The 17,402-nt window shown below is 71.4% G+C and carries 16 protein-coding genes; 3 read left to right on the forward strand and 13 right to left on the reverse strand.

Annotated features, from left to right (window positions below; genetic code table 11):
• Nucleotides 1-65 precede the first annotated feature (65 nt).
• The 6 genes from ACYVD1_RS20770 to ACYVD1_RS20795 all read right to left on the reverse strand — a co-directional run bounded on the left by ACYVD1_RS20770 (nucleotide 66) and on the right by ACYVD1_RS20795 (nucleotide 5,474).
• A complete protein-coding gene (locus tag ACYVD1_RS20770; RefSeq protein WP_460775368.1) occupies nucleotides 66-1,109 on the reverse strand; it encodes a PQQ-dependent sugar dehydrogenase in 1,044 nt (347 codons plus the stop codon).
• Nucleotides 1,110-1,219: 110 nt separating this feature from the next.
• Nucleotides 1,220-2,359 carry an FUSC family protein gene (locus tag ACYVD1_RS20775; RefSeq protein WP_460775371.1) on the reverse strand — a complete coding sequence of 380 codons (1,140 nt, stop codon included), beginning with the start codon at nucleotides 2,357-2,359 and terminating at the stop codon, nucleotides 1,220-1,222.
• A gap of 65 nt (nucleotides 2,360-2,424) precedes the next feature.
• Nucleotides 2,425-3,210, reverse strand: a complete 786-nt coding sequence (locus tag ACYVD1_RS20780) for a polyamine aminopropyltransferase (RefSeq protein ID WP_460775476.1) — start codon at nucleotides 3,208-3,210, stop codon at nucleotides 2,425-2,427.
• Between the two features lie 98 nt (nucleotides 3,211-3,308).
• Entirely contained in the window at nucleotides 3,309-3,908 is a 600-nt protein-coding gene (locus ACYVD1_RS20785; protein ID WP_460775373.1) for an O-methyltransferase, read from the reverse strand.
• 341 nt (nucleotides 3,909-4,249) lie between these two features.
• Nucleotides 4,250-4,954 (reverse strand): Crp/Fnr family transcriptional regulator, encoded by a 705-nt coding sequence (locus ACYVD1_RS20790; protein ID WP_460775377.1) that lies wholly within the window; start codon nucleotides 4,952-4,954, stop codon nucleotides 4,250-4,252.
• 124 nt (nucleotides 4,955-5,078) lie between these two features.
• Entirely contained in the window at nucleotides 5,079-5,474 is a 396-nt protein-coding gene (locus ACYVD1_RS20795) for a hypothetical protein (protein WP_460775380.1), read from the reverse strand.
• A 236-nt stretch (nucleotides 5,475-5,710) separates the two neighbouring features.
• Between ACYVD1_RS20795 and ACYVD1_RS20800 the strand changes: the two genes are divergently transcribed.
• Nucleotides 5,711-7,048, forward strand: coding sequence for a hypothetical protein (locus ACYVD1_RS20800; RefSeq protein WP_460775384.1), 1,338 nt, complete (start codon nucleotides 5,711-5,713; stop codon nucleotides 7,046-7,048).
• Between the two features lie 108 nt (nucleotides 7,049-7,156).
• Here ACYVD1_RS20800 and ACYVD1_RS20805 read toward each other — a convergent pair whose 3' ends face one another.
• The gene (locus ACYVD1_RS20805) at nucleotides 7,157-7,576 is read right to left on the reverse strand and encodes a hypothetical protein (RefSeq protein WP_460775388.1); all 420 of its coding nucleotides are present in this window, start codon (nucleotides 7,574-7,576) and stop codon (nucleotides 7,157-7,159) included.
• A complete protein-coding gene (locus ACYVD1_RS20810; RefSeq protein ID WP_460775391.1) occupies nucleotides 7,573-8,094 on the reverse strand; it encodes an ATP-binding protein in 522 nt (173 codons plus the stop codon). The genes ACYVD1_RS20805 and ACYVD1_RS20810 overlap by 4 nt, the downstream gene beginning before the upstream one ends.
• A gap of 192 nt (nucleotides 8,095-8,286) precedes the next feature.
• Between ACYVD1_RS20810 and ACYVD1_RS20815 the strand changes: the two genes are divergently transcribed.
• Complete coding sequence (locus tag ACYVD1_RS20815) at nucleotides 8,287-9,057, forward strand: GntR family transcriptional regulator (protein ID WP_460775395.1); 771 nt, start codon at nucleotides 8,287-8,289, stop codon at nucleotides 9,055-9,057.
• A 116-nt stretch (nucleotides 9,058-9,173) separates the two neighbouring features.
• On the forward strand, nucleotides 9,174-9,608 hold the full coding sequence (locus ACYVD1_RS20820) for a VOC family protein (RefSeq protein ID WP_460775397.1): 435 nt from the start codon (nucleotides 9,174-9,176) through the stop codon (nucleotides 9,606-9,608).
• Between the two features lie 53 nt (nucleotides 9,609-9,661).
• Here the strand turns inward: ACYVD1_RS20820 and ACYVD1_RS20825 are convergent, their stop codons facing one another.
• The 5 genes from ACYVD1_RS20825 to ACYVD1_RS20845 all read right to left on the reverse strand — a co-directional run bounded on the left by ACYVD1_RS20825 (nucleotide 9,662) and on the right by ACYVD1_RS20845 (nucleotide 17,195).
• On the reverse strand, nucleotides 9,662-10,861 hold the full coding sequence (locus ACYVD1_RS20825; RefSeq protein WP_460775400.1) for a VWA domain-containing protein: 1,200 nt from the start codon (nucleotides 10,859-10,861) through the stop codon (nucleotides 9,662-9,664).
• Nucleotides 10,858-13,149, reverse strand: coding sequence for a DUF5682 family protein (locus ACYVD1_RS20830; RefSeq protein ID WP_460775403.1), 2,292 nt, complete (start codon nucleotides 13,147-13,149; stop codon nucleotides 10,858-10,860). The genes ACYVD1_RS20825 and ACYVD1_RS20830 overlap by 4 nt, the downstream gene beginning before the upstream one ends.
• Nucleotides 13,149-14,219, reverse strand: coding sequence for an ATP-binding protein (locus tag ACYVD1_RS20835; protein WP_460775479.1), 1,071 nt, complete (start codon nucleotides 14,217-14,219; stop codon nucleotides 13,149-13,151). The genes ACYVD1_RS20830 and ACYVD1_RS20835 overlap by 1 nt, the downstream gene beginning before the upstream one ends.
• A gap of 85 nt (nucleotides 14,220-14,304) precedes the next feature.
• On the reverse strand, nucleotides 14,305-15,954 hold the full coding sequence (locus ACYVD1_RS20840; protein ID WP_460775407.1) for a DUF5691 domain-containing protein: 1,650 nt from the start codon (nucleotides 15,952-15,954) through the stop codon (nucleotides 14,305-14,307).
• Nucleotides 15,951-17,195 carry an SWIM zinc finger family protein gene (locus ACYVD1_RS20845; protein ID WP_460775482.1) on the reverse strand — a complete coding sequence of 415 codons (1,245 nt, stop codon included), beginning with the start codon at nucleotides 17,193-17,195 and terminating at the stop codon, nucleotides 15,951-15,953. Before ACYVD1_RS20845 ends, ACYVD1_RS20840 begins: the two co-directional genes overlap by 4 nt.
• Nucleotides 17,196-17,402 lie beyond the last annotated feature (207 nt).

The following is a 17,402-nucleotide window of genomic DNA, read 5'->3' on the forward strand; positions in this document are numbered from 1 at the left end:
GTGCCTCTGTCGGCGATTCACCGAACCAGCGCCTTGTCGACATATACCCGCCGGTTCGGCTACTCCTACTCCAGCGGGACGTTCATGACCCGGTCGTCGTCACTGCCGGGGGTACCCCAGGCGTCCAGGTTGCTGGTGCTCAGCCACAGGGCGTCGCCGTCCGGGTGGGCCTCCACGGTGCGCAGACGGCCGAAGTCGTCGACGAAGTGCGCCTCGGGCTCGCCGACGGTTCCGTCACCGTTCAGCGGGATCTCCCACAGGCGGGCACCGCGCAGGGCCGCCACGTAGAGCGATTCGCCGGCGACCGTGGCGCCGCTGGGCGAGGCCTCCGAAGGCTCCCAGCTGATCAGCGGGTCGGTGTACTCGTCACCGCCGCCGGGCCCTTCCACCTCGGGCCAGCCGTAGTTGTTGCCCGCCTCGACCAGGTTCACCTCGTCCACGAGGTCGGCGCCGAACTCGCTGGCGTAGAAGTTCTCCTCCTCGTCCCAGGCCAGGCCCTGCACGTTGCGGTGGCCGTAGGTGTAGACGTGGTTGTCGAACGGGTTGTCGGCCGCCGGTTCGCCGTCGGTGGTGATCCGCAGGATCTTCCCGGCCAGCGAATCGGTGTCCTGGGCGTCGTCCGGTACCTCGGCGTCACCGGTGGCCACGTACAGCTCGTCGTCCGGACCGAAGGCGATCCGGCCGCCGTTGTGGGTGCTCGCGGCGGGAATGCCGTCGAGGATCACCTCGGCGTCGCCGAGGGAGTTGGCGTCCGGGTCGTACTCGATCCGGCTGACCCGGTTGTCCGAGTCGGTGGTGAAGTAGGCGTAGGCGTAGGGCTCTTCCGGGAAGTCGGGGTCCAGGGCCAGCCCGAGGAGGCCGCCCTCACCTCCGTGCGAGACCCCCTCGACGGTGCCCGCCTCCTCGGTCGTGCCGTCCGGCGCCACGCGGGCGACGTCCGCGGAGTCCCGTTGGGCGACCAGCGCGGAACCGTCGGGGAGGAAGTCGATCCCCCACGGCATGTCGAAGTCGGTGGCGATGTCCTCCGGCTGCCCCAGGTCGAGGGGGCCGGCCCCGGTGGAGCCCTCAGCCCCCACACCATCGGCCTCGGTGATGGAACAGGAACTCACGAGAAGAGCGGTGCCAAGGAGGGCGAGGGTTCTGTTGGTGGCGCTTATTGACCGTGTGTGTCGGTATCTGTGCCATGAACGCCCCCTGCCCACTACGCGCACGACTACCCTCACTCAGCGTCCTCACTCGTGCTGTTCTCGTAGCCCTGGTGGATCTCCTCGAAGAGACGCTCGATGTCGGTGAGCAGTGCGCTGTAGACGGGCCACCGGTCGTCGTCCCACTCCTCCCGCATCCGTGAACGCTCGGAATCGACCTGGCGCAGCGCGTCCTCCACCATCACGCGAAGGTCCTCGGAAGCAGTCGCGTGGTCGGGTTCGCCGTAGTCGTGGACCGCCCTGAAGATGTCCGACACCCGCTGGACCAGCGGGGCGAGGTCGCGGAGGAAACCGTCCTCGGGCGCGGGGAAGCGCGAACCCGATTGGTGTGTGGTGCGCAGCGTCCGGACCAAGGACTGCACGTGCCGGGAGGCCCTGCTTAGCGCCGAGACCCAGTCCCGGTAGGTCTCCAGGGCACTGGGTGAGTGGCGGTCCCCCGAGATGATGCGCCTCGGGTTGAACCGGGCCCGGTCCTGCTGGCGCAGGACCGCCTCCTCCGCGTTGCGGACGGTGCCGTCGAACCCGTCCGCGGCCCGCCCCCAGTAGTCCAGGTCCAGGCCGTCGCACCCCTGGCTCATACCGTCGGCGATCTCGCCGGTCAGGGAGCGCAGGCCGTCCGCGAAGTCCAGGACCGCGTTCTCCGCGTCCCGGAACCTGACCGCTGGCGCGAAGGCCATGTTGGTGGCCAGGGCAGAGGCGGCACCCACGCAGACCATCAGCAGGAGGTAGCCGAGGTCCTCGGGGTTCTCGGCAGTGCCGCCGGCCAGGGCGAAGGCGGCGACCACGGGGAGCTGGATGCCCTGTCCGCCGAAGAACCGCGCCTGCCCGGCCACCAGCGCGGCCAGGAGCAACAGGGAGAACGACCACAGGTTCGGGCCGACCGTGAACCCCACCAGTCCGGCGAGGAGGGCACCCGCGAAGACCGCCGCGACGTAGCGGCCCGACTGGAGTACCGACCCGTACACGCTCGGCCGGACCACGAGAAGCGCCGTGAAGGGCGCGAAGCCGACCTGGGAAGAGGCTCCGAGAAGGGTGCCCACCACCCAGGCGACCGTGGCCGCGACCACGCACTTGAGGATCAGGACCGCGGTCTCCCGCTCGAAACCGCGCCTCTGATAGGCGCGCCGGGCCCCGTTCCGCAACTTTTCGAGCATGCCCAACCCTTCCATCGGGTCATCCGGTGACGATCCGTGCTTACCCGCGCACTAACCGCTCAGTCCTACTCCGGTGCCGTCGCCAGGAAGACCGTGTTGGTGGCGGGGCGCTCCTGGTAGGGGTTGGGAAAACTGACCACGTCGGCGCGTACGCCCTGGAAGTCCGCGCGCAGCACGTCCATGTAGTCCTCGTCCGGCGGGTCGTTGGACCACAGGGCGAAGACTCCGCCAGGCTGGAGGTGGCCCAGGAGGCGGCGGACCCCGGCGGGTTCGTAGAAGGGCGCGTGTGCGGGGTTGAGCAGGTGCCGGGGTGAGTGGTCGATGTCCACGACAACGGCATGGAAGCGGTTGCCGGATTCCTCCCGGCCCTCGGGGCTCTGCGGGCCTCCGGCGGTCTGCGGACCCTCGGGGTTCTGCGGATCGAGGCTCTCACCGGCGGCGAGGGCGAAGAAGTCGCCCTGGACCAGGCGGCAGCGGGGGTCGGCGGTGAGCCGCTCCCCCGCCGGGATGAGCTTCGCCTCGTGCCAGGCGACGACCTCCGGGAGGGCTTCGACCACCACGAGCGACCGCACATCCGGGTCGTCCAGGACGGTCAGTGCGGTGTGCCCGAGCCCGAGCCCGCCGACCACCACGTCGTACCCGCCCGGCGGTACCGGGTGGCGGTGGAGTTCGGCCAGGGCCAGCCGGGCCACCTCGATCTCCCCCTGGACGAACAGGCTGGACATGAGGAAGTCGTCGTCGAGTTTGATCTCGTGGACCTCGGCCTTGGCCATCGGATCCCATCGGACCCGCAGACTGATGACGCCCATGGGTGTGGGCCGCCAGTCGAGTTCCTGGAAACGCAGGTTCACGGTGCCCCCGGTCGGTTCACGCACGCGTTCACGTGCCCCTTCGACCCTAGGGGCTCGCGGGCCCTTGCTTGCGAACGACGGACCGGGCTCGCAGGCCCCTATTTGCGGACCATCACCAGGACGCCGCAGGACCAGCCGAGCAGCGGAAGGCGTTCCCAGCCGACGCGGGACTCCAGGTTCTCGATGAGGGCGTCCACCGCCAGGCAGTGGTCCTCGGGGGCGGAGGTACCCGCGGGTTGGCGGGCGAGGTCGTCCACCACGTAGAAGCCGCCAGGGGCGACCAGGGTGAGCGCCTCGTCCAGGTGGGTGAACTTGCCCGGCCAGGTGTCCGCGAAGACCAGGTCGTAGCCGGGGCGGTCGTCGGTGGCTCGGGCGCGGAGCCACTCACCGCCGTCGGCCTCGACGATCGTCACCCGGGGGTCGGCCGTGTGGTGGCGCCGGGCCACGCCGAGGTACTCGGGGTCGTTGTCGACGGTGTCCAACCGGGCCTGTCGGTCCATACCGGCGAGCAGCCACGCCGTGCCCGCCCCCGTTCCGGTGCCGAGCTCGAGGAGGCGTCCCCCGGGTTTCGCGGCGGCGAGGGCACGGAGCAGGTGCCCGACCGCCTCCTCGCAGGACATGCTGAAGCCGATGCCCTCGGTGTCGCGCTCGATCGCGTCGAGTGTGGCGGGCCGCTGGTCGGGCCGGGTCGCTGTCACGGGAACCGCTCTCCGCTCGGGTCGAGTGAACTCGCTGAGGAGGCCAGGCTATGCCGGAGGGGCACGGTGTTCCAGGGGCTTCGCAGCGGAGAGGGCGTTTCCCGGGAGAGAGGGGTGGTTCCGGGAAGACGGGGGCGGCTGCCGGAACGGTGCCGTCCTCACCGTCCCGACAGCCCTACCGCTCTTCCCCGCACAGGAGAGGGCACCGGAGGAGGAGGTGCAGGCCATGCGGAGCGAGGGTGCGGGCAAGACGCCCGAAGGGAATTCTGTCGCCCGCTGAGCCACCGGACCACGGATCAGTCGGCAATTCGAGCCGCGAATGATCACCGTCGGTCCGGCGGCTACGCGGCCTCGTAGACCCGGTTCAGGCGTTCCATGTCCACGATCACCACACTCCGGTAGCTGGACAGCAGTATCCCGTCGGAGCGGAAGCGTCGGATCGCGTTGCCGACGGCGTCCGTGCGCGCCCCGACGAGTTTGCCCAGGTCGGTGTGGGACAGCCGGATGCCTAGGTCGATGCCCTTCTCGGTGGGCACCCCGTGGCGCTTGGCCATGTCGACGAGGGTCCGGGCCACCCGGGCCTCCACCTCGTAGCCCGCGAGTTCGGCCCGCTGCCGGTCCGCGTGCTCCTGCCGCTCACCCATCACAGCGACCATCGCCCGCCAAGCGTCGGGGTGTTCCTCCAGGAAGTACTCGAAGACGTGGTGCGGGTAGACCCGGACCGTGAGCGGGGCACACGAGGTGACCGTGGCGCTGGGCCTGGTCCCCCGGAACATGCTGAGCTCGCCGACCAGGTCGCCCCACCGCCGGATACCGAACATGGCTTCGGTGCCGTTGCGCAGCACCGAGGTGATCTTGACGCACGCCGGGTCGGCCGACTTCCCGCGTCCGGGCGGGCCCAGGAGCATGACCTGTTCCGACTCGTCGCCCTGGGAGATGAGTACACGGTTGGCGGGGAGGTGACGCGGCGGGGAGAGCAGGAGGAGCCGATTCGCGGTGGCGCTCTCCAACCTGGACACGAAGCTGCCCGGCTGCCAGTCCGTCATACGTCCTCCGATCATCCCCCCATCATGCCCAGGTGGCACCGGGTCCCACCGGTGGAGCACGGAAAACAGGAAACTTTGTGACCGAAACGGGGCCGCCCGGGGTCCGGGCCGTCGGCGTCCGGGTTCAGGGCCGCTGGCCGGTACCGTCCAGCGGGAGCAGGGCCATCAGCAGTACCTCCTGGGCCCTGGAAAGGAAGATCTCCACGGGTTCGCCCTCGCCGTACACCGCGTAGGAACCCGCCAGATCACCCCGGTGCAGGGCGGTCCGGGACAGCGGAGCCGTCAGCGCCTCCCCGCGTCCCGGGGATAGCGACACCGTCATCCGGTCCCCTTGCAGCCGGAGCGCACAGCGCTCCCGCCGCACCGCGCCGTCACGCACCGGACGCCCCACGCACTCGATGCGCACCGGATCGCCTTGGGCATGCGCCTCCCGTAGGCGACGCAGCCGGGCACGGCCGAACCAGCAGGTGTACAGGTAGGCGGCCGACTCGGGGAAGAGGTGCAGGAGCAGCTGGAACAAGGGGGAGTTCTCTTCTCGTGGGGCATGGGGGTCGGATGGGAGCCGAAGCCGCTTGTCCAACGGCTTTCCGGACGGCACCGGGAGGGCTGACACCCGGGCGCCGTAGGCTTCCCCCGAAACCCCCGGCAGACAAGGTTCGCATGCGCCTCTTCCGACGCCTTCGGCGGTCCCGGCGGAACCCGCGGCCTTCCGGAGCCCCTGAGACACCCGCTCCCGAGCGGCCCTCCCCCGAGCCGTTGAAGGGAGAACTGCCCCGCCACCACGACCACGTGGTGCGCATCGGGGTGGAGGTCGAACCGCGGGACGGGGCAGCGTTCCTGGGAACGGTGGGAGGCCAGCCCTGGCAGGTCCAGAGCCTGGGCAAGGGACGGCACGACGTGTACGTCGCGGTCTCCGGTGCGGCGCTGGGCTCCACGGGCGCGGCCCTGTCCGAGTTCCATCATGCGCTGAACAGGGCCGGGGTGTGCGTCCGGGTCCTGTTCGCCGCCCGGCTGCGGCCCCGGCCGTCCGCGCCCCGCCGATACCTGGTGCTGCCCCGGGGATGGATGCCCGAGCGGGGGTGGCTCGCGGCCCCCGTCCGGGTTCTGATGGCCTGGCGTTCCCGGGGAACCATCCCTGCCGCCTCACTCACCGAGGCGAGATCGAAGCTGGCATACTTCGCGGACCGCAACCCCGAGGCCGGTGCCCCGGACGGGCTCATGGTGGTAGGGCCCCCGGACCGTCCCGGCACCACGGAGCCCGCTACGAACGCGGCGGCACCGGACCCGTGGGACGACTGGCGCTTCCTCCTCGCCACAGCACTCCTGATCACGGCCGGTGCGGTGTTCATCGGCCTGTACATCGCCCTGTGGATGCCCGAGGAGATCTCGACCCCGCTCGCCGTCGGGTTCTTGGTTTCCCTCCCCTGCCTGTTCGGGGTGTGGCAGATGTTCCGCCGCATCCCGGAGGGCCGGATCAACACGTGGCTCCCCCTGGGGCTGACCGCCCTGGCCGGGCCCTCAGCGATCGCCCTGAGCAACTTCAGCCAGGACGTCTACCTGGACGCGTTCGGGATCTCCCCCGGTGAGGCGGCCACCAACGCCACCGGTCGGCTCTTCTCCCTCGCGGGCACCCTGCCGCTGGTGCTGTTCGCACTGGTCATCTCGCTGGGTGTGTTCGGGCTGCTCCGGTACTTCCACCTGGCCAGCCGTGGGCACTTCCGGCTCCTCCAGTGGTTGATGGCCGTCCTCGTGGTCCTCTACTACGGGCTCACCGCGGTCACGGTGGTCCTGGAGCGGGACTCCGAGCGGGGCCTGGCCCACGTCGCCGAGTACCGGTCCGAGGGCGGCCCGGCCCGGATGCACGCGGGTGTACTGCCGTCCGTGGTGTGCGTGGAACCCGAGGAGGATCCGGTCAGCAGGACCGGGCCGCCACTGACCACCGACCGGCCGGTGCTGTACTTCGTAGGGGAGGACGACGTCGACCTGCTGTGGGACCGCGAGCACGGCGTCACCAAGGTGCCCCGATTCTCGGTGAGCCTCACCCCGGTGCCCGAGCTGGACACCGAGTGCCCTGAACCGGAGCCCGCCGGATGAGCGGGGTCGTGGCTCAATGGTTGCCCGCCTGGGGGCAGGTGACAGTCGGTGAGCTGTGGCCGCGCCGCCCTCCTCTGTGCGGCGCGGCCTGGTTCCCCTCCTCGGGGTTCAGGTGAGACCGACGAATTGGCCGATGATCAGGCCCGTGCTGGTGGCGAGGGCGTAGCTCGCGAGCTGCCAGCCGACCACCCTCCTGGGCTTGCGGTGCGCGCCCCGTTTTCCGGGCTGCCGGGGTTCCAGGCGCGGTGGCGTGGGCGCGGGTTCGGGGCGCCGGTACATCCACTCCGGCAGCGTGCCGTACCGGAGCCGGTGCTCCACGCGGGGGTTGCCGCGCATCTGGGCCAGCATCGCGCGCTCACGAGGGGTGCGGCCCAGGGAGGCGAACCGTGCGGCGGAGGGAGTGGGCGGCGGAGGCGACGGAGTGGACTCCGTCGGAGGTGCGGTGACCGTGCCCGGGGGCCTGAAGCGGCTTCCCCGAGGGCGGTCCAGGACCCGGCGCATCCCGGGCTCGATGGCGGTGGTGGTCATGAGGCACCCCCGCAGGTGCACATGCGGGTGCGGTAGACGAACTCCGCCCACAGCACCGTGCCCAGGACCATGCGTGAGGTCGGGCTGGCCCACCTCTGGGTGCCCCACTCGGTGGCCAGGTGGTGGATGAGGAGGAGGCCCCGGCCGGATTCGCCCTGTTCCCACTGCTCGACCGAGCGCTGCGCCGGGACCATTGGGCGGGTGTCCATAGGCCCGTCATCGAGGACGGAGAGACGGAGGATGGTCTGCGCGCCCATGACGACCGGGGTGGAGAGCAGACGCATCACCGTGCCGCCCTTCCGACTGGAACGCGAGTGCACGAGCGCGTTCGCGAAGGCCTCGCTGGCGCACAGCTCGACGTCGTCGCGGACTTCGGAGGGAATCCCGGCCAGCTGTCGGAGATCGGACCGCAGGTCAGCGCGGAAGCGGGAGGACTGTTCGAGGATCCCGGGATACTGGCGAGCCTCCCACCGCCGCCCGGGGTATGCGGGCGTGGGGGTCTGAGGAAGAATGGACACGTCGGCAACTCCTGGTTCCAAGGGTTGGTTGTCGATCCGGCCCCGACGTGTGGCTCCAACACTCGTCGGGGTCTTGCTATGCGCCTGAACCACTGGCCAAGTTTGTATACTTGCTTACACAGATGAGAGCACACATTCGCCCAACTCGCAAGAAGTTTGTATACAAACATGCGTGCCGCTAGAGTGCGTCGCATGAGTGACGAGACGACTGACGCTCGGCCAATGCAGGTTCGCATCGCCGATGACCTGCGGAACCAGATTCGACGTGGGAACCTCGTGCCTGGGGAGAAGCTCCCCACCCTGCACACGATCGCCGCTCGATACGACGTGAGCGTGATAGTCGCCCGTCGCTCGATCGACCTACTCCGCCAAGAAGGCGTCCTGACCAGCCGCCGAGGAAGCGGCACGTACGTCAGGGAACCGAAGCAGGTGAAGCGCTACGGATTCCAGCGCTATGCCAGGTCAGTCTGGTCCGGCGCAAAGCCAAAGGGCGTCCTTAGTGCCGAGGGATCTGCACAGGGACAGGACGTCCAGCAGGACACTGAGACAGTTCGGGTACCGGCGCCTTCCTTCGTGGCCGACCGGCTCACCGACGTGGAGGAAAACGAACCTGTCTACGTGCGCAGGCGGGTGACCCGGCTCGACGGGACCATCAACCAGTCGGCAGACAGCTACTTCAGCTTTGCCACGGCTGAGCGTTCACCCAGCATCGTCGAGGGCGAGGGCCCTGGCGGACACATAGCCGACATCGACTCGATCAGCACCGTGCGCGAAATCCAGGAGGAAATCGGGGCACGGATGCCCACAGGCCCAGAGGCCAGCAGGCTTCAGATTCCACCGGGCACCCCGGTTTTCGAGGTGATCAGGACCTACCACACGGACGACGGTCCTCTCGATGTCGCCCAGTTCCTGATCAGGGCCGACATGGCGCTCTTCGACTATCGCTTCGCGGTGCCGGAGTAACCTCCTCCTAGAGACCTCCGAGGACCTCCGCAGCCACGAGGCGATCTTCAATCGCACCGCCAAGCTCTGAAGCCATGCAGAGCTCCGCTGACAGCACGCAGCACTAGGGTGTTCCGATGACTGCGATCAAGGAGTTCCAAGTCACCTTCGACTGCGCGGAGCCCGAGCGTGTCGCTCGGTTCTGGTGTGAGGTGCTGGGGTACGTCGTCCCACCACCGCCCGAGGGGTTCGCCGACTGGGAAGAGTTCAACCGCTCGCTGCCGCCCGAGCACCAGGACTCCGCGTTCGCCTGTGTCGATCCCTCGGGTGAGCGGCCGCGGCTGTTCTTCCAGCGGGTTCCCGAGGGCAAGTCCGCCAAGAACCGGGTGCACCTCGACGTACGGACCGGCACCGGGCTCGTCGGGGAAGAGCGCCTCTCCACGCTCCAAGCCGAGCGCGCACGGCTGGAGGCGCTCGGCGCGGTGTGCGTGCGGGTGATGGTCGCCGACGGGTTCAACGAGTCGTGCATCGTGATGCAGGACGTCGAGGGCAACGAGTTCTGCCTGGACTGAGAGGCCGGGCGGGGCCGCGGGGGGTACGGCCCCGCCCGGCGGGTGGGGGTTTCCTATTGGTCGAGGTGCTGGTCGACCCAGGCGTCGAGGGGCTGACCCTGGATGGCGGCGGCCATCAGCTCCGGAAACGCGTCCGGGGTGCAGGCGAAGGCCGGGACGCCGAGTTCGGCCAGGGACGCGGCGTTGCGGCGGTCATAGGAAGGCGCTCCCTCATCGGACAGTGCCAGCAACACCACCACCTGAACCCCCGCTGACCGCATCGCCGCGACTCTCTTCACCATCTCCTCTCGGACACCGCCCTCGTAGAGGTCGCTGACCAGCACGAAAATGGAGTCCTGCGGGTGGTCGATCAGCTCCTGGCCGTAGGCGATGGCCCGGTTGATGTTCGTGCCTCCCCCGAGCTGGGTGCCGAAGAGCACCTCGACGGGGTCGGTGAGCTGTTCGGTCAGGTCCACCACGGCGGTGTCGAAGACGACGAGCGACGTCTTCAGGGTGCTCATCGAAGCCAGCACGGCACCGAAGACGCTCGCGTAGACGACCGAGGACGCCATCGAGCCGCTCTGGTCGATGGCCAGGACCACGTCCTTCTGCACCCCCTGGGAGCGCCGCCCGTGGCCCACGAGGGTCTGCGGGACCACCGTGTTGTGTTCGGGCAGGTAGTGCGCCAGGTTGCGGCGGATGGTGGCGTTCCAGTCGATGTCCGCGACCCGGCGGGGGCGGTGCGTGCGCAAGGACCGGTCGATGGCGCCCCGGACGGCGGAACGGGTCTTCTGTGCCACCCGCTTCTCCAGGTCGTCGACCACCTTGCGGACGATGGTGCGTGCACTCTCGCGCGCCTCGGCGGGCATCACCCGGTTCAGGGAGAGCAGGGTGCCGACCAGGTGCACGTCGGGCTCTACGGCCTCCATCATCTCCGGTTCCAGGAGGAGCTGGTGGAGTCCGAGCCGGTCCATGGCATCGGACTGCATCACCTGGACCACTGAGGACGGGAAGTACTCCCGGATGTCGCCCAACCACCGGGACACCCTCGGCGCCGAACCGCTGAGGTCGGCCCCGCGGTCGTCCGAGCCGGGACGGCCGCCGGAGGACGCCCGGTCGGCCCGGTTGTACAGGGCCGCCAGCGCCGCATCCACCGCCTGGTCGTCGCCGGTCAGGGTGGCGCACTGGGACTCCGCGCCGAGGACCAGCCGCCAGCGGCGGGACCGTTCGCTCACGGCCGGGCCCCTTTCCACCGCTTCCACTTCCGCGCTCATGCGCCGCTCCTCTCCAGTAGTGCCGTCACGGCCGCGACGGCCGGGGCCGCACGGCGGGTGTCGATCGGGCGTCGGGGCCGAGGCTCCGGGTGGCCACCGCGGTCGGCCCTGGTCACAGCGGCGCCGATCTCCTGGCGTTCAGGCCCGTCGAAGGCCCCGAAGGTGCGCCGGAGCAGCGGCAGGACCGCGGTGAACCGCTCCTCGGACAGACCGAGCAGCCAGGTGTCGATGAGCCCGAGCAGCTGGGGGTCGTGGACCAGGATCAGTCCGCTGCCCTGCAGGAACCCCTCCAGCCAGGCGGCGGCGCGGGCGGGTTCGGTGCCGGGCGACATCGCCAGGCCGAGCCTGCGGCGCAGCTCCTCCGGGGGGATGCGGCCGGAGTCCGCCAGCATCCGGTTCACCCGGCCGGCGATCCGACCGGGGACGTACTCCTTCACGGCCAGGGACTCCAGCGCCTCCGTCCAGCCCTCCAGACCCGTACCGAGGAGGTTGGCCGCGTTGTGGGTGCGGTCGATCGCCTTGACGAACGCCGCCGCCGCGTCGTCGTCCAGGCCGCGGACCTCCGGGGCCAGACCCGCGCAGATCCGGGCCAGGAGCTGCTGGGCGACCGTGCCCAGGTGGCCGGTGTCGGTACCCCGCACGTCGCCGTAGCGGGCGGCGCGGGCCAAGGGCGGCAGCGCCGACATCAGGTGGGTGGTGTCGCTGTCGGTGGCGGCGCGGTCGGTGAGCAGGGCGAGCACGTCCGGCAGCGCCTCGGCGAGTTCGGCGAACAGGCACTGCTCGGTGAGCGCGGTCAGGGTGGGGAGCCGGGCGTCGGCGGCGAGCTCCACCACCCGGGCGGTGGCGGCCGCGGCCACGGTGGTCCCCCACGGCGCGGCCTCGATGAGCGCCACGTCCATGTCGGGCTCCCAGCGCAACCGCCACGACTCGCGGAAGGTGCCGCGTGACCCGCTCGAGGGCGTGCGCGGGACACCCCACTCGACGCCCAGCATCCGCAGCCGGTGCAGTAGGACGCTGCGTTCGCGGTGGATGTCCTTGCGCAGGTCCAGGTCGAGGTCGCGGTCGAAGGCCTCCGGTTTGAGGCGGAGCCGTTTCTGGGCGGCCAGGACGTCGCGCTGCAGGGGCACCATGGGAGTGTCCGGGGGCACCGAACCGAGGCGTTCCCCGATCGCCATCCGCCCGTGCACCAGCTCCGCCCGGGTCTGCTCGCCCTCGCAGAGCACGGCGGTGACCGCTTCGGAGACCTCGTCGATCCCGGCGAGCGGCCGCCCGCGCAGCACGGCGAGGCTCTCCGCCAGCCGCACCCCCTCGATGACGTGCGAGGAGGAGACCGGCTGGCCCTGCTCGCGCAGGACCCGGGCCGCCTCGGTGAGCCACCGGTGGACCGGCAGGTCGGGTGCGGTGAACAGGTGGTGGTACCAGCCGGGCGAGGTGACCCCGGCCCCGTAACCGCTGGCGGTGGCGAGCCGTCCGTGCGTCCACGGCACCCAGGTGGCGGTGGTCTTCACCTTGGGCAGCCCTTTGAGCAGGGCGGTGTCACCGGAGACGGGGTAGTCGGAGAGGTCGCGCAGGGCGGGCGCGTGCCAGGCGCCGCACACCACGGCCACCCGCTCGTACCCCTCCTTGAGGACGGTGCGCAGGGTCTTGCGCATGTACGCCTCGCGGCGCGCGTCCCGGCCGGTCTCGGGTCCGGCTTCGGCGCGGACGGCGGCCATGGCCTCGGTGATCGCGGGGAAGGGCGAGGGCTCGCCGTCGCGGCGCTGCTCCACGACGTCGTCCCACCAGCGCTCGGTGTCGTCGTAGCCGGCGGCTTCGGCGAGCACCCCGAGCGGGTCGGTCCGGACCCGGGGTGTCTCCTCCCGGCCCTCTTCCGAAGCCCCTCTCCCGTCGTCAGCACCCTCCTCCTCGGCCTCCGCCCGCGCGATCCGCTCGGCGAGGGTGTGGGCGGCGGGCAGATCGCAGAAGCGCACCGGCACGCCGCCCTCATGCGCGTGGACCAGGGCGGCCCACTCCGGTGAGAAGGACGCGAACGGCCACATCCCCCAACCTTCCTTGGACCGCACAGTCCCCGCCTTGGGGGTGTCGGCCAGGTGCACGAGCAGCGCCACCGGCGGTTCCAGCCCGCCGACCAGCGAAGTGATCGCCTCGGCCTCGGGCGGCCCCTCGATCAGCACGATGTCGGGTTTGATCTCGTCCAGGGCGGCCCGCACGGCCCGGGCCGAACCCGGGCCGTGGTGGCGCACGCCCAGGACACTCACCTTGGCGGTGTCCGGTCGGGGCTGTCCCATCAGGCGCCCACCTCGCGGCAGGCCCGGTAGAAGTCGCCCCAGCCGTCCCGCTCGCGGGCGACGGTCTCCAGGTACTCGCGCCACACCACACCGTCGGACACCCGGTCCTGGACGACGGCGCCCTGGATGCCGCCGGCGACGTCGGCCGGGCGCAGCCGGCCGTCACCGAAGTGCGCGGCGAGCGCGATCCCGTTGGTGATCACCGAGATGGCCTCGGCGGTGCTCAGGGTTGCGCTCGGTGACTTGACCCTGGTGCCGGCGTCCTCGGTGAACCCCGAGCGCAGCTCGCGGAAGACCGTGACCACGCGCTGGATCTCGGAGAGGCTGGTGGGCACCTCGGGCAGCTCCAGGGAGCGGCCGAGCTGCTCCACCCGCTGGGTGACGATGCGGACCTCGTCCTCGGCGCTGTCCGGGACCGGGAGCACCACGGTGTTGAACCGGCGGCGCAGGGCGCTGGACAGGTCGTTGACGCCGCGGTCGCGGTCGTTCGCGGTGGCGATGATGTTGAACCCGCGCCGGGCCTGCACCTCGATGCCGAGTTCGGCGACGGGCAGGGCCTTCTCCGAGAGCACGGTGATCAGGCCGTCCTGCACGTCGGAGGGCATGCGGGTGAGTTCCTCGATCCGGCCGATGGAGCCGCGGGCCATGGCTGTCATGACCGGGCTGGGCACCATCGCCGCCTCGGACGGCCCTTCGGCGAGCAGCCGGGCGTAGTTCCACCCGTACCGGACCGCCTCCTCTGAGGTGCCCGCGGTGCCCTGCACCAGGAGCGTGGAGTCGCCGGAGACCGCGGCCGCGAGGTGCTCGGACAGCCAGGTCTTGGCGGTGCCGGGCACCCCGATGAGCAGCAGGGCGCGGTCGGTGGCCAGGGTGGCCACGGCCACCTCCACCACCCGGCGGGAGCCGATGTACTTGGGGGTGATCTCGGTGCCGTCGTCGAGGGTGGCGCCCAGCAGGTACTGGGTGACCGCCCACGGGGACAGGTGCCAGCCCGGGGGTCGCTGGCGGTCGTCGTCCTTGGCCAGTGCCTGGAGCTCGGCGGCGTAGGTCTGCTCGGCGTGGGGCCGCAGGGCGCTGGACGGGTCGGTGTCCGTGCCGGTTCCGGTGGCGGAGGCGGTGGTGGCGCTGGTGGCGGCGGTTCCGGTGGCGGTCAAGCTAGAGCTCCCTGTGCATGTCGAGGCGGAATCGGAGGGTGTCGCGGAGGCGGAGGTAGGCGGGGCCCTCCTCCGGCTGGGGTGGTTCCGGGGGAAGGAGGTCGAGGTGTTCGGGGGGCATGTGTTCGGCGGCGGCCTCGCAGAGGAACCGGTAGCCGCGCGAGTCGCGCTGGTCGACCCGCTCCGCGAGCCGCCGCGCCACCTCCTCGGAGAGCTCCCGGGTCCACGGGGCACCGGTCGCGAGGAGGGTCTGGCCGAGGTTGTGCTGGTCCCCGGCGGTGCCGATCGCGGCCAGGACGCGTTCGCACCGCTCAGTGGCCGGCAGCGGGGCGAGCAGGGCCCGGATGCGCTGCCGCCGGGGATCCTGGACCCCGGACCCGACCATGCGGATCAGCCCGGTCCCCGGGTGGTCGAGGACCGCCCGGACCCAGGCGGGGTCCCGTTGCAGGCAGGCGGCGTCGGTGAGGGCCTCGCGCAGCTCCGCTTCTCCCGCGGCCAACGCCAGGACGCCTTCGGGCCCGGTACCGAGCAGGTCGGTCCACACGTCCAGCGGGGTGTGCGTGACCAGGACCCGGCTGCGCTCCCGGTGTTCGGAGTGGGACGCGCGCCACTCGTCGTGGGAGCGGCGCCCGCCCTTCGGGGCCGCCAGGGCGAGGTCGCGCAGGAGGTCCGTGCGCCGGACGTCCACATCGGTGACCTCGACCGGGCAGCGCGGGCTGGGATCGCGCCGCACGTGTTCGCGCAGGTATCCGCGGAGCCGGTGGGCGTGCGCGCTGTCGGGCAGGCGGGTGAGCAGGGCCAGGGCGAGGCCCCGCACGTTGGCGTTGCGGTCGTCCAGGGCCCGGTCGAGGACCTCCTCGTCGTCGTGGCCGAGGTTGACCCGCAGGGACTCCAGGAGCCCGCGCCGCTCGTCCCCCTTGCTCTCCCGTGGCCAGGCGGCCGCAAGGAGGTCCCGGGCGGCGGCGGGGTCGGTGGCGCGGAGGGCGAAGAGGGCCCGGCGCCGCTCGGCGGGGGTGCCCTCGTCCCAGGCCCGCTGGGTGAAGCGGTCGGTGGGCAGGGGTTCACGGGCGGCGAAGGCCCAGGCCCGGTTGAACGCGGCCAGCCAGGCGCCCCGAGCTCCCGCGGCGAGGGCGGCGGTGGGGCGCAGCTCGCTGTCCCGGGAGGCCCGTTCGAGAAGTTCGGGGATCTGGGCGTGGCTGACCCGGCGGCCGCCGCGGACGGCGTGGTCCAGCCATTCGGGCAGCAGTTCCGGGCGGTCCGCGAGGATGACGTCGAGCCGGTGGGTGGCGGCCGCACCGGCCGGGGGCCGCGGGTCGGGGGCATCGGGGGTGACGGGTTCGGCGGTGTGCGCCGTGTACCCGGCACGGGCGCGCACGGTCTCCACCGCGGCCAGGGCGAGCAGGGCGGGGGCGCCCTCTCGGTACCGCTCCGGCAGTCCGGCCGATTCCGGCGCGGCGGCCGGCCCAGGCGGAACGGCCGACTCAGACGGGCCGGTCGGTGTAGGGGCGGCCGATGTGGGGACGGCGCGGCGTGCGGTGCCGACCAGCGCGGTGGACACCAGACCCTCCCAGGAGGGGGCCGCCGGGACCTCGTGCCCGGCGCCGTGCTCGGTAACGGGGGCCTCGGTAACGGGGGTTTCGGGGTGGTTCACAGGGCGTGCGCCTTTCCGTCGGCGTCCCACACGGTCATCGGGCTCAGTCCGGTGCCCGGCGACCATTCCGCGGCGACCGTGGCGGGTCGGCCGCCGGTGACCGCCAGGAGTCGCCACAACTCCCCGGTGTCCATGGGCAGCGAGGCACCCGTCGGGTCGGCCAGGTGCCAGCCGTCGGCCCGGGCGGGGGCCGCTTCAGCCAGCACCATCGGCCAGGCATCCAGCCAGGGGTCCTCGGCCACGGCGGCGGCGTAGGTGTCCAGGGCGTGGTCGACAGCGCCCCCGGGCGGCGCCGACACGGGGGCCTCGGCCATCGCACCTGCCCGTACGGCCCTCCGCCCGTCCGGGTGGAAGGCTAGTTCGCCGGCGGCCTCGGTTCCGGCCCGGAAGGGGGCGTCGGGGGTCTGCGTGGGGCGGGCGTAGGCCAGGGAGAGGGCCCAGCGGCCCGTGGCGGCCCCGCGCAGCCAGGTCCGGCGGACGCGCATGCCGTCGGGGGTGAGACCGTCCCGGTGACCGAGGACCCGCCAGGTGTCCCGGACCCGTTCACCCGAGGACAGCACCTCCTCCGTCCGTGTGCTGATGCCCACCCTGGAGCGCAGCACGGCGCGGGTCCGGGGTTCCACCGCTTCCCCGGCGAGGTAGCCGTCGACCAGCAGGTGGAGCAGGCCCAGGCGTTCCAGGAGGCGGGTCGGCCAGCTGTCCGCGCCGCCGCCCTGGGGCAGCTGGGTGACCAGGGCCGCGGCCCCGCCCGCCTTAGCGTCCACCAGGCGCTTGGCCATGCGGTCCCAGTGGTCGTAGCCGAGTTCGGGGACCTCGGCGAGACCGCTGTCGACCTGGTCGTGCAACCACAGCCGGAGCTCCTCCAACCCGGAGGTGACCGCCTGTTCCCTGGCCCGGAGAGTGGCGGCGGCCTTCTCCGGGGCCGCCGGGGCCGACGGGCCCTCCGCCGCGCGCTCCTGGCGGGCGACGCGGGCGGAGAGCCACTTCGCGACCCACTCGGGCCGAGCCTCGCGGTCGGACACCTCGCCCCGGCTCCATAGCGCGAGCAGGGCGAGCACGTGCTTGCAGGGGATCTTGCGGCTGGGACAGCCGCACTTGTAGGCGGGCCCCCGGTCCCCGTCCAGGTGCACGGCGGCCAGGTAGGGCTTGGCCCCGCTCCCCTTGCACTCGCCCCAGACGGCGGAGGGCCGACCGTTCTCGGCGACCACCCCGGACTGGGGCCACGACGCCGCCTTGGCCACCTTGAGAGCGGCCCTGTGTGATGAGGGGTCCGGCGCCAGAGCCCAGACTTCTTCGGTACTCCATCGATCGCTCACACAGACAACCCTAGAGAGCACCACTGACAATCCGGGGCGATCCGCACCCCGACGCCACAGGCCCTGACAAAAAAGAAATAAGAACTATTCGGCCGGAAACAGAACCGGCCGAATTTTCCCTGTGTTGAAAAA

This window comes from Nocardiopsis nanhaiensis (assembly GCF_054778635.1).